This is a genomic window from Caballeronia sp. SBC1 (assembly GCF_011493005.1).
Taxonomy (GTDB): Bacteria; Pseudomonadota; Gammaproteobacteria; order Burkholderiales; family Burkholderiaceae; genus Caballeronia.
The window spans coordinates 3,951,390-3,963,337 of record NZ_CP049156.1; the positions used below are offsets into that span (position 1 = coordinate 3,951,390).

Annotated in this window: 10 protein-coding genes; 2 read left to right on the forward strand and 8 right to left on the reverse strand. The window is 58.7% G+C overall.

Annotated elements, in window-relative coordinates; genetic code table 11:
• Nucleotides 1-3 precede the first annotated feature (3 nt).
• The 8 genes from SBC1_RS17680 to SBC1_RS17715 all read right to left on the reverse strand — a co-directional run bounded on the left by SBC1_RS17680 (nucleotide 4) and on the right by SBC1_RS17715 (nucleotide 10,264).
• On the reverse strand, nucleotides 4-1,182 hold the full coding sequence (locus SBC1_RS17680) for an ABC transporter substrate-binding protein (RefSeq protein WP_165988720.1): 1,179 nt from the start codon (nucleotides 1,180-1,182) through the stop codon (nucleotides 4-6).
• A gap of 265 nt (nucleotides 1,183-1,447) precedes the next feature.
• Nucleotides 1,448-2,614, reverse strand: coding sequence for an ABC transporter substrate-binding protein (locus tag SBC1_RS17685; protein ID WP_165092951.1), 1,167 nt, complete (start codon nucleotides 2,612-2,614; stop codon nucleotides 1,448-1,450).
• Nucleotides 2,615-3,204: 590 nt separating this feature from the next.
• The gene (locus SBC1_RS17690) at nucleotides 3,205-4,176 is read right to left on the reverse strand and encodes a branched-chain amino acid ABC transporter permease (protein WP_165093491.1); all 972 of its coding nucleotides are present in this window, start codon (nucleotides 4,174-4,176) and stop codon (nucleotides 3,205-3,207) included.
• Nucleotides 4,176-5,060, reverse strand: coding sequence for a branched-chain amino acid ABC transporter permease (locus tag SBC1_RS17695; RefSeq protein WP_165092952.1), 885 nt, complete (start codon nucleotides 5,058-5,060; stop codon nucleotides 4,176-4,178). The genes SBC1_RS17690 and SBC1_RS17695 overlap by 1 nt, the downstream gene beginning before the upstream one ends.
• A gap of 156 nt (nucleotides 5,061-5,216) precedes the next feature.
• Nucleotides 5,217-6,440: an ABC transporter substrate-binding protein gene (locus SBC1_RS17700; protein WP_165092953.1), complete on the reverse strand. Its 1,224-nt coding sequence runs from the start codon at nucleotides 6,438-6,440 to the stop codon at nucleotides 5,217-5,219.
• Nucleotides 6,441-6,532: 92 nt separating this feature from the next.
• Nucleotides 6,533-7,294 carry an ABC transporter ATP-binding protein gene (locus SBC1_RS17705; protein ID WP_165092954.1) on the reverse strand — a complete coding sequence of 254 codons (762 nt, stop codon included), beginning with the start codon at nucleotides 7,292-7,294 and terminating at the stop codon, nucleotides 6,533-6,535.
• Nucleotides 7,291-8,070, reverse strand: coding sequence for an ABC transporter ATP-binding protein (locus SBC1_RS17710; RefSeq protein ID WP_165092955.1), 780 nt, complete (start codon nucleotides 8,068-8,070; stop codon nucleotides 7,291-7,293). The genes SBC1_RS17705 and SBC1_RS17710 overlap by 4 nt, the downstream gene beginning before the upstream one ends.
• Nucleotides 8,071-8,587: 517 nt before the next feature.
• Nucleotides 8,588-10,264 carry a GMC family oxidoreductase gene (locus tag SBC1_RS17715; protein ID WP_165988722.1) on the reverse strand — a complete coding sequence of 559 codons (1,677 nt, stop codon included), beginning with the start codon at nucleotides 10,262-10,264 and terminating at the stop codon, nucleotides 8,588-8,590.
• Nucleotides 10,265-10,391: 127 nt separating this feature from the next.
• Here SBC1_RS17715 and SBC1_RS17720 point away from each other — a divergent pair, with 127 nt between their 5' ends.
• Both SBC1_RS17720 and SBC1_RS17725 read left to right on the forward strand, forming a co-directional pair.
• On the forward strand, nucleotides 10,392-11,312 hold the full coding sequence (locus SBC1_RS17720; protein WP_165092957.1) for a LysR family transcriptional regulator: 921 nt from the start codon (nucleotides 10,392-10,394) through the stop codon (nucleotides 11,310-11,312).
• Nucleotides 11,313-11,429: 117 nt separating this feature from the next.
• Entirely contained in the window at nucleotides 11,430-11,948 is a 519-nt protein-coding gene (locus SBC1_RS17725) for a class IV adenylate cyclase (protein WP_165092958.1), read from the forward strand.

The following is an 11,948-nucleotide window of genomic DNA, read 5'->3' on the forward strand; positions in this document are numbered from 1 at the left end:
CCACTAGTCGTTCTGCAACTTCCACTTGCCGTCAACAATCTGCACCATCACGCGAGCGCGCTTGTCGAGTCCGTTGTGATCTGTCGGCGTGGTGTTCATCACGCCGTGCGCGAGCGGCAGGTCCTTCACGTTTTCCAGCGCGCTGCGCAGTGCTACACGAAACGCTTCGGTGCCCGGTTGAGCCGTCTTGAGCGCTTCCGGAATGGCCCGTTCCAGCATGTGCCCGGCGTCCCACGCGTGGCCGCCAAACGTGGATACCGACCCTACGCCATACGCCTTCTCATAGGCCGCCTTATAAGCCAGTGACGACTTCTTCACCGGGTTGCTGTCCGGCAATTGATCCGCCACGAGGATCGGCCCCGCCGGCAGCAATTCACCATCGCAATCCTTGCCGCACACGCGCAGGAAGTCGTTGTTCGCCACGCCGTGCGTCTGATAGACCTTGCCCTTGTAACCGCGCTCCTTCAGTGTCTTGGCGGGCAGCGCGGACGGCGTGCCCGCACCCGCGATCAACACCGCATCTGGGTTGGCGCTCATGGTCTTCAGCACCTGACCGGTGACCGAGGTGTCGGTGCGGGCGAAACGCTCGTTCGCGACAATCTTCAGGTTGTGCGCGGCCGCAGCGGTGGTGAACACGCTGTACCAGCCGTCTCCGTAAGCATCTGCAAAGCCGATGAAGCCAACCGTCTTCACGCCATGCTTCTCCATATACTCGGCAATCGCGTCGGCCATCAGGCTGTCGTTCTGTGGCGTCTTGAACGCCCATGAGCGTTTAGCGTCCATAGGCGAGATGATGGCAGCCGATGCGGCCATCGAGATCATCGGCGTCTTGCCCTGGCTCGCGGGGTCGAGCATGGCAAGCGAGTTCGGCGTGACCGTGGAACCCACGATAGCGTCAACGTGATCTTCGTCTATCAACTTGCGCGTGTTTTGCACTGCGCGGCTGGTATCGGAACCGTCGTCGAGCACGATGTACTCCACCGACTTTCCGCCGATCTCCTTCGGCAACAACGCGATCGTATTTTTCTCGGGAATCCCAAGCGATGCCGCCGGCCCCGTTGCCGATAACGTCACGCCGATCTTCACCTGCGCGAACGCCGTGCCGGCGCCAAAGGCAAGCGCTACGCCAAGCGCCGCGCTCGTCAGCCGTCCCTGCCACTTCCACGGGTTGGTCTTTTTCATTGCATCGTCTCCAGACGCTATGCCATCGCGCACGCGTTGTACGCTACTGCGAGTTGTTATGAATCTTTGTCGTGCGGTCTTGGTTTAGCTGCCGCTCAATCTATTTTCGGTCATTGCCTGTGCCTAGGCTCGTTTTCCCTCAGCGTTAGCCATCCGGCCTGCGCTGCCGAGCCCATCGAAAACATCCACTCGATAAAACCCCGAAAAAAAAGCGCGTTCGAAGCAACGCGCCTGTGGTCGGTTCATATCGTCGTTTGGATTCCCGTCACTCTTTGGCGAGCTTCCACTGCCCGCCGACGATCTCCACCATCACGCGCGCCCGCTGATCGAGTCCTGAGTGATCGTTCGCGCTCATGTTGAAGATCCCGTGCGAGCCCGGCAAATCCTTGGTGCTCTCGATTGCCGCGCGCAACGCTTCACGAAACGCCTGCGTGCCCGGCTGGCCCTTCTTCAAAGCGATCGGAATCGCCCGTTGCAGCAACAAGCCGGCATCCCACGCGTGACCGCCGAACGTGGACACGGAACCCACACCGTATGCATTTTCGTAAGCCTGCTTATAAGTCAACGCGGCTTTCTTCACGGGATTCGAATCGGGCAACTGCGCGGCAACCAGCAACGGCCCGGCCGGAAGGAACGTGCCTTCACAATCCTTGCCGCACACGCGCAGGAAGTCGTTGTTCGCCACGCCATGCGTCTGATAAATCTTGCCCTTGTAGCCCCGCTCTTTCAGCGTCTTTTGCGGCAACGCGGCTGGCGTCCCTGCGCCAGCAATCAGCACGGCATCGGGATTCTGCGACATGGCTTTGAGAACCTGGCCTGTCACCGATGTATCGTTGCGCGCGAACCGTTCGTTAGCGACCACCTTGATCTTCGCGAGATCCGCCGCTTTGGTGAATTCCTTGAACCAGCTTTCGCCGTAAGCGTCGCTGAAACCGATAAACGCCACCGACTTCACGCCATGATTCGCCATATGCTGCGCGATAGCAGTCGCCATCAGGATGTCGTTCTGCGGCGTCTTGAATACCCACGCGCGTTTTGCATCCATCGGTTCGACGATCGTGGCGGCCGCAGCCATCGAGATCATAGGTGTGGAGGTCTCAGACGCCACATCGATCATCGCGAGCGAATTCGGGACCACCGTGGATCCAATCAGGGCGTCGACGTGATCTTCGCTCGTCAGCTTGCGGGCGTTCTTGATGGCTTGCGTGGGGTCGGTCGCGTCGTCGAGAACGATGTATTCCATTTTCTGCCCGGCGATCTCCTTCGGCAGCAACGCAATGGTGTTCTTTTCAGGAATTCCCAGCGATGCCGCCGGGCCAGTGGCGGATAACGTCACGCCAATCCTTACGTCTGCAAAAGCCTGCGTACTTACTACTGCGGACACGCTCGCGACGAGTACCGCCGTCGAGATCCAGCGTAAAGCCAACTTCATTGATATGCCCCGTAAATGTGTTTTGTTCACTGGCGCGATTTTACGATTTTTATATCCCGACCACACGGTCGGTGAATCGCGAGTGTAGCGGACGAGAACCACGCGGGGCAAGCGTTTTGAAGGAATTTGAACGCGTGAATGCGCGCTCAGGCACGCATTGAAAAATGCTCGGGAAAACCCGTACGAAAATGATTAAATTAATGTAAATCGCGGGCGTTAGGGGCAGCGTCTGGCCCTTTAATGCCGGCAGAAAAAATCGATTTGGATGTGAAAATCCGTGAATGCGGAGTACAAATAAAAAGCGCTGTTGGAATCATCCAACAGCGCTTTCGGTCGGGCACTTGATGCCTCGTTGTCTCCTCGTTCTCCACCTCAAAATTCGGGTGCAACAGAACTGAAACGGATATTAGATTGCGCAACCAATACCGACAACCTAGCATTTACCCTAGTGGTGCACGTTAGCACCTTTATTGGGCGCTAGTTTATCCAGATGCAGTTAAATGCGGCGCTTAACTGCGGGAAAACCATTGCTCGCAACGCCCTATAGTTCGGATCACCAACTAAATTGCGTTGCTTCCGCTTGGGTCGCTTCAGCCGCGCAACGGTTTGACCCGTGCAATGATTTCTCCCACAATCCCGCGCCGGAACAACAGCACGCACGCAATAAAGATCAGGCCCGTGACGATTGTCACCGACTCTCCAAGCGAGTTGAACCAATCGATGCCGGTAAGCGAAGCCAGCGCGGTGCCAATATCGCCGAGACGATTTTCCAGCGCCACAATGATGAACGCGCCAACCAGAGGCCCAAACATGGTGCTCATGCCGCCAACCAGCGTCATCAGCACGACCAGGCCGGACATGGTCCAATACGCATCACCCAGCGTTTCGAAGCCGAGCACCAGCGTTTGAAGCGCGCCGGCCAGCCCCGCCAATCCCGCCGACAACACGAACGCCAACAGCTTGAAGCGGGACGTGTCATAACCCAGCGAGATTGCGCGCGGCTCATTCTCCTTGATCGCGATCAGCACTTGCCCGAACGGCGAATGCACCACGCGCACGATAAATCCAAACGCCAGCACCATCACCACAAGCACGATGTAGTAGAGCGTCAGGTCGGAACTGAGGCTGATCGCCCCAAACAGTTTGCCGCGCGGCACGCCTTGCATCCCGTCTTCGCCATGCGTGAACGGCGCCTGAAGGAATACGAAATAAACCATCTGGGCGAGCGCCAGCGTGACCATTGCGAAGTAGATGCCTTGGCGCCGGATCGCAAACAGGCCGACCACTAGACCCAGTAATGTCGCGATTGCCGTGCCAGCGATCACACCAAGTTCAGGTGTAAAGCCAAGCGTCTGGATTGCATAACCGGCGGAATAACCGGCGCTGGCGAGGAACATCGCGTGACCGAACGAAAGCAGGCCCGTATAGCCGATCAACAAATTGAAGGCGGCCGCCAACAGCGCGAAACACAGCACTTTCATCATGAAGACCGGGTACACGCCGAGGAACGGTGCCGCGATCAGGCCGGCAAGCAACACGCCGTAGAGCACTTTCCTAACCATCATTTTTCCTTGCCGAAAAGTCCCGCCGGGCGCACGAGCAGCACCAGCGCCATGATCACGAAAACGACGGTCGCCGAGGCTTCCGGATAGAACACGCGCGTCAGGCCTTCAATCACGCCAAGCCCGAGGCCGGTCAGGATCGAGCCCATGATCGACCCCATACCGCCGATAACGACCACCGCGAAAACCGTGATGATCATCGATTGCCCCATCAGCGGCGATACCTGGATCACGGGCGCGGCAAGCACGCCGGCGAACGCCGCGAGCGCGACACCAAAACCGTAGGTGAGCGTGACCATCAACGGCACGTTGATGCCAAACGCCTCGACCATTTTCGGGTTCTCGGTGCCCGCGCGAAGATACGCACCCAGCCGCGTTTTCTCGATCACGAACCACGTCGCGAAGCACACAACCAGCGATGCCAGCACCACCCACGCACGATAATTCGGCAGGTACATGAAGCCGAGATTCGTCGCGCCGGACAGCAGTGCGGGGACATCGTAGGGCTGGCCGGATGAACCATAGATAGACCGGAACACGCCTTCAATAACCAGCGTCAAGCCGAAGGTCAGCAGCAAGCCATACAGATGGTCGAGCTTGTAGAGCCAGCGCAACATCGTCCGTTCGATCACGATGCCGAACACACCCACGATCAGCGGCGCGAGCACGAGCATGGCCCAGTACGGCACATTGAAATACGAGAAACCCATCCATGTGAGCATCGCGCCCAGCATGAACAACGCGCCGTGGGCGAAGTTGATCACGTTGAGCAGGCCGAAAATCACCGCAAGGCCAAGGCTCAAGATGGCGTAGAACGATCCGTTCACCAGCCCAAGCAGCAACTGGCTCATCATCGCCGCGAGCGGAATGCCGAAAATTTCCATTGAATCTGCCGTCAGAGTAGTTTCGACGCATGCCAACCTGGCTCAAGATGAGCAAGCCGTCATGCGTCGATCGATCATGCGGATCACGAACGGCGCGTAAGCTTCAGCGCCCTAGGCGTCACACCTGAACCCGCAGTGCCGCTATAAACCGGCCGCTTACTTCCACAACGCGCAGCGCGACTCCGCCTTGGTGTCGAAAGCCTGGTCGCCCGGGATGGTCGCCGTGATCTTGTAGTAGTCCCAAGGTTCCTTCGATTCCGCCGGCGTCTTAACTTGCATCAGGTACATGTCGTGGATCATGCTTCCGTCTGCACGGATGTAGCCGTTCTGCGCGTAGAAGTCGTTGATCTTCATCTTGTGCAACTGGTCCATCACCTTGTCGCTATCCGTCGTGCCGGCTGCTTGCACCGCCTTCAAGTACGTGGTGACAGCGGAGTAATCGGCGGCATGAAGACTCGTCGGCATCTTCTTCATCTTCGCGAAATAACGCTGTGCCCAGGCGCGTGTTGTCGCGTCCTTGTTCCAGTACCAGCTGTCGGTTGCGACCAGACCTTGTGCGGTTTCGAGACCCAGACTGTGGATGTCCGACAGGAAGATCAGCAGCGCAGCGACCTTCATCGTCTTCGTGATACCGAACTCTTTCGCGGCCTTGATCGAGTTGATCGTGTCGCCGCCGGCGTTCGCCAGACCCAGCACCTGTGCTTTCGACGATTGCGCCTGCAACAGGAACGACGAGAAGTCAGACGCCGACAATGGGTGACGCACCGCGCCAAGGACCTGGCCACCGTTCGCCTTCACCACGTCCGACGTGTTCTTTTCCAGCGCCTTGCCGAACGCATAGTCGGCGGTCAGGAAGAACCACGTCTTGCCGCCCTGTTTCGTCACGGCGGAACCCGTGCCTTTGGCGAGCGCCATGGTGTCGTATGCGTAGTGGACGGTGTATGGCGTGCACTGCTCGTTGGTCAGGTTGTCCGCGCCTGCACCAATGTTGATGTACGGAATATGCTTTTCGCCGGCTACCTGATTGGTCGAGAGCGCAGTCGCCGAATTCGTGCCGCCGATGATCACGTTCACGCCGTCGCGATCGATCCACTCACGCGCCCGCGATGCCGCAATATCCGCCTTGTTCTGGTGATCCGCGTAGACGAGTTCGATCGGCTTGCCGTTCACCTTGCCGCCGAAATCGGCAATTGCCATGCGGATGGCTTCGAGGCCGCCCGGGCCGTCGATGTCCGCATACAGGCCTGATAAGTCCGTGATATAGCCGATCTTCACCGTGTCGCCGGGCGCTGCCTGGACGTTGCCGGCCATCAGCGAGGCTGTGGCTGCGGCAACCGCGAGGCAGATGCCCGACAGGCGCGCGAGGGTCTTCTTCTTCATTACAGTCTCCGTTGAGTTGTTGTTCTTGCGGCTGGCCGCGTGCTGATGCGTTGAACTTGCGTTGAGCGCACGTTGAGCGTGCATCTAACGTCCTAAACCCCGAGCAGTTCGTGCAGGACCGGCATTTTCGTTTCGAGTTCACCGGAGTTGAAATGCTCGACGATCTTCCCGTGCTCCATGACATAAAAGCGATCGGCGAGTGGTGCTGCAAAACGAAAATTTTGTTCGACCATCACGATGGTGTAGCCACGCGCCTTTAGCATCATGATCATTCGCGCGAGCGTCTGGACGATGACAGGCGCAAGCCCTTCCGAAATTTCATCAAGCAGCAGCAGATTCGCGCCGGTACGCAAGATGCGCGCAACGGCCAGCATTTGCTGTTCTCCACCCGACAAGCGCGTGCCCTGGCTGCTGCGGCGCTCCTTGAGATTAGGGAACATCGAATAGATTTCGTCGATCGACATGGCGTCTTTCGCGTTACCTACAAGCGGCGGCAGAAGCAGGTTCTCTTCGCACGAGAGGCTTGAAAAGATGCCGCGCTCTTCCGGGCAATACCCCACACCGTAGTGCGCGATCTTGTGCGTCGACATGCCGACGGTTTCATGTCCACCGATACGAATCGATCCCGTGCGACGGCCGGTCAGGCCCATGATGGCGCGCAGCGTAGTCGTGCGCCCTGCACCGTTGCGTCCGAGCAGCGTGACCACTTCGCCTCGATGCACGGTCAGATCCACACCATGAAGAATGTGCGATTCACCGTACCAGGCTTGCGCGCCAACGAGCTCTAGCGCCGGCTCCTGAGTCGATGCCTCACGCAATTGTTCCGCGCGGCGTTCTTCCACGATCGTGCTCATGCGTGCGCTCCGGAGAGGGCTGCGTCGGCGCTGCCCATGTAGGCTTCCATCACCAGCGCGTTCTTCGATACCTCTGCATAGCTGCCTTCAGCCAGCACTTCACCGCGTTGAAGGACGGTGATGGTGTCGGAGATGCCTGCGATCACGTTCATGTTGTGTTCGACCATCAGGATCGTGCGTCCCGCCGATACTTTCTTGATCAGCGCCGTCACGCGGTCGACGTCTTCGTGACCCATGCCTTGCGTGGGTTCATCGAGGAGCATGAGTTCGGGTTCCATCGAAAGCGTGGTGGCAATTTCGAGCGCGCGTTTGCGGCCGTAGGAAAGTTCGACCGTAGTGGTATCGGCGAAATCGGTCAGGCCGACCTGGGTAAGCAGATCCATTGCGCGGTCATTGAGTTCGTTGAGGACCCGTTCGCTTTTCCAGAATTTGAACGATGTACCGAGCGAGCGTTGCAAACCGATGCGCACGTTCTGCATCACTGTCAGATGCGGAAATACAGCAGAAATCTGAAATGAACGGATGACACCGCGACGAGCGATTTGCGCGGGACGTTCGCCGGTGATGTCGATACCGTTGAAGACGATTTGTCCTGCGGTAGGTTCAAGGAACTTGGTGAGCAGGTTGAAGCAGGTGGTTTTGCCCGCGCCGTTGGGGCCGATCAATGCGTGGATCGAGCCGCGACGCACGCGCAGGTTCACACCGTTGACGGCGGTGAAGCCTTTGAACTCTTTTGTCAGGCCGCGCGTTTCCAGAATCGTGTCGCCGAGAATCATGTCCCCTTCCGTGCTTTGTTTGAGCCTTTGTTTCAGCTTCAGCTCGGTGCGCTTTTGGCGCATGCCCCGTGATTGTGCTGGCGGTGTATGTGTTCGGTGATCGCGTTGTTGCTGTTGCGGTTTTGTCGCCCCGCTGTTGCATTTCTTGCGTGCTGCACAATCGTGATGCAGACCTGCGGTGCAACAAGCGCGCACGCCTTATTGTCGCGCCAATGATGCAGCGCAATCATCGGGATTTGCACTTAGTTTTGAGGCTGGTTTTTCGTTCGCACCGGATGGCATCGAATTTCGTTCGCACCGGTGGACGGGTTTGGGGGTCGGGTTGTTAGGGTGATCGTCGGGTTTATGCCGGTTGGTCGTGGCTAAGGTCTGCGGTCGGACCCGGATTGTCAGTTCCCGGGTTAGCGGTCGAAGTCCATGTCGGGCTACCGCTTTTCAGGATTAGCGACAGACCCGAGGGACGGATCTAGTCATTCGCTAATCCCGAAGTCTGAACCAATTACCACCGCGAGCGAAATCAGCCAGGCGTTCCGTTCACCGGTGCGAGAGAAAACAAAAACCGTCGATCGGCGCGAATCATCTCGCTCGCCCGCTCAGCGATCATCAATGTCGGTGAGTTCGTGTTGCCTGAGGTGATAGTCGGCATCACCGATGCATCGACCACCCGCAACCCGCTCACCCCAATCACGCGCAAACGTCCATCAACAACAGCAGCCGGATCGTTATCCGTTCCCATCCGGCACGTACCCACCGGATGAAAAATAGTCGTCCCAACTTTACCTGCCGCAATAGCTAGTTCCGCGTCCGTCTGGAATGCCGGTCCCGGCAAAATCTCCTCCGGTGAATATTTCGCCAACGCCGGTGCGCTCACAATCCGCCGCGTCAAACGCAACGCATTGACCGCAACCTCACGATCACGATCAGTCGACAAATAATTAGGCGCAATCAAAGGCGCATCTCGCGCATCCGGCGTCGCAATATGAACACTCCCGCGCGACGTGGGCCGCAACGGACACACCGAAGCCGTGAACGCATTGAACGAATGCAACGGCTCGCCAAACCGGTCAAGTGACAACGGCTGCACGTGATACTCGACATCTGGCCGCGTAATGGTCGAATCATCTGGATTGGACTTGGCGAACGCCCCCAGTTGCGACGGCGCCATCGACATGGGCCCGCTGCGCATCAACATGTACTGCAAGCCGATCCACGCCTTACCCCACCAATGCGCCGACAACGTGTTCAACGTCCGCACGCCACGCACTTTGTAAGCCATCCTAAGTTGTAGATGATCCTGCAAATTCTCGCCCACACCCTGCAGGTCCTGCACCACGTCAATACCCAGCCGCTGCAGCCGCGCCCCGTTCCCAATGCCGGATAACTCCAGCAGTTGCGGCGAATTCACCGCGCCCGCACTCAGAATCACTTCGCATCGCGCCTTGGCAAGATAGTCTGTATCGCCACCACGATATTCCACACCCACGCAACGCTTGCCCTCCATCACCAGCCGCTGAGTATGAGCGCCCGTGATGATGGTGAGATTGGGCCGCTTCATCGCCGGGCGCAAAAATGCCTTCGATGCATTCCACCGAATCCCGCTGCGCTGGTTCACATCGAAGTAACCAACACCCGTATTGTCGCCACGATTGAAATCGTCGGTAGCGGGAAGACCGCTCTCCTGAGCCGCCTGCGCGAATGTTTCCAGCACCTTCCACTTCAGCCGCTGTTTCTCGACACGCCATTCGCCGCCGGCGCCATGCCATTGATTCCCACCGCCATGGTGATCTTCACTGCGCTTGAATACCGGCAACACCGAATCCCAGGACCAGTCGCGATCGCCGGTAATGCGCGCCCAGTCGTCGTAATCCTCGCGCTGGCCGCGCATGTAGATCATGCCGTTGATCGACGAGCAACCGCCCAGCACACGACCTCGCGGGTACGAAAGCGATCGCCCATCGAGTCCAGCTTCAGCCTGCGTTTTATAAAGCCAGTCCGTGCGCGGATTGCCAATGCAATACAGGTACCCGACCGGTACATGAATCCAGTGATAGTTATCCCTGCCGCCGGCCTCCAGCAGCAGCACACTCACATCGGCATCTTCGGTCAGCCGGTTGGCAAGCACGCATCCGGCCGTTCCCGCGCCCACAATGATGTAATCAAATTCACCCTCAAGCTTGCGCGCGTCCTGTTTCATCTGTGTCTCCTGCCCAAACCGCTTCAAGCGGCCTTCACTTATCCCCAATCGGCAAAATACTGCGGACGCAGTGCAGCAATCCAATCAGATATCTTCAACAGCTTTATAAGCTGCGCTAATATCAGGCATGGACCTGACTCTTCTCCGCGCTTTTGTCACCGTCGCCCGCGAGGGCAATCTCACGCGCGCGGCCGTGTTGTTGCACGTGTCGCAGCCCGCCGTCAGCCTGCAGATCAAGAATCTGCAGGAGACGCTGGGCGTCGCGTTGTTTTCGCGGACGTCGCACGGCTTGATCCTCACGCGCGACGGTGAAGCCCTCCTGCCGCACGCCGAGCGAGCGCTGACGGCCGCGAGCGAGGTCCAGCGTGCGGCTGCCGCGCTTCGCCACGAAGTCAGCGGCCGCCTGACCATCGGGACGATCCTCGATCCCGAATTCCTGCGTCTGGGCGGCTTCTTGCGGGCGCTTGTGGAGACGTATCCGCGCATTGAAACCGCGTTGCGGCATGGCATGTCAGGCTGGGTGCTCGAGCGGATCAAGTCGCGCGATCTCGATGTGGGGTTTTATATCGGCGATCCGGCAATCGATGAACCCCGCGATCCGGACCGCTTTCATGTCGTGCAATTGAAGCCGTATCTGTATCGCGTGCTGGCGCCGGCGGGCTGGAAGGAGCGCGTGAACCGACCGGACCGTTCGGAAGGTGGGGCGAATGGCTGGGTGGCGCTTGCCCGGCTGCCCTGGATCTGGACGCCGCCGGAATCGGCGCACAACCGCCTGCTCACGCGGATCTTCGACGCCCACGGGGTCCAGCCAGTCAAAGTGGCAGAAGTGGACCAGGAGCCGTCAATGCTCGATCTGGTCAAGTCGGGCGTTGGCCTGACGCTCGTGCGCGATTCCATCGCGCTGGCCGAAGCGCATGCGCATGCGCTGACTATTGTGGAAGGCGTCACCGTGCCTACCCAGCTTTCGTTCATCGTGTTGGCGGAGCGCCGCGAGGAGCCGAGCATCGCGGCGGCGTTACGTCTGATCGAAGATCAATGGGCGACATAGTCGCCTGAACCATCGTTTTGAACGTCATGACCGGAAGCCGATGAATCTCCCGGTCATCAAATTTTGTTAGTCTGAGGGTCGCGCATCTGGCGCCCACGTGAACAGGAAATCCCAAACATGGCACGCAATATCGAAATCAAGGCTCGCGCGCATCAGTTCGACCAGCTTCTGGCGCAAGCGGCAGCGCTAGCCAGCGAACCGCCGATGATCTACCGCCAGCAGGATTTTTTCTACGATGTGCCGAACGGCCGCCTGAAACTGCGTCAATTCGATGACAACACGCCGGCCGAACTGATTTTCTATCAACGCGATGACCGCGACGGCCCGAAGGTGTCGTACTACTCGCGCAGCCCGGTAACCAACCCCGAAGCCACCCACGCGCTGCTCGCACAGGCGCTGAACACGCGCGGAATTGTGAATAAGGAGCGGCACGTGTATATCGTCGGGCGCACGCGGATTCATCTGGACCGCGTGGACGGACTAGGCGATTTCATCGAACTGGAAGTGCTGCTTGGCCAGGACGACGACGAAGCCGGCGGCGAAAAGGAAGCCGAGGAATTGTTCGCCAAGCTTGGCGTGTCGTCGAGCGACCTCGTGCCGGTCGCGTACGTCGACTTGCTGACTGAACCGGCTTAA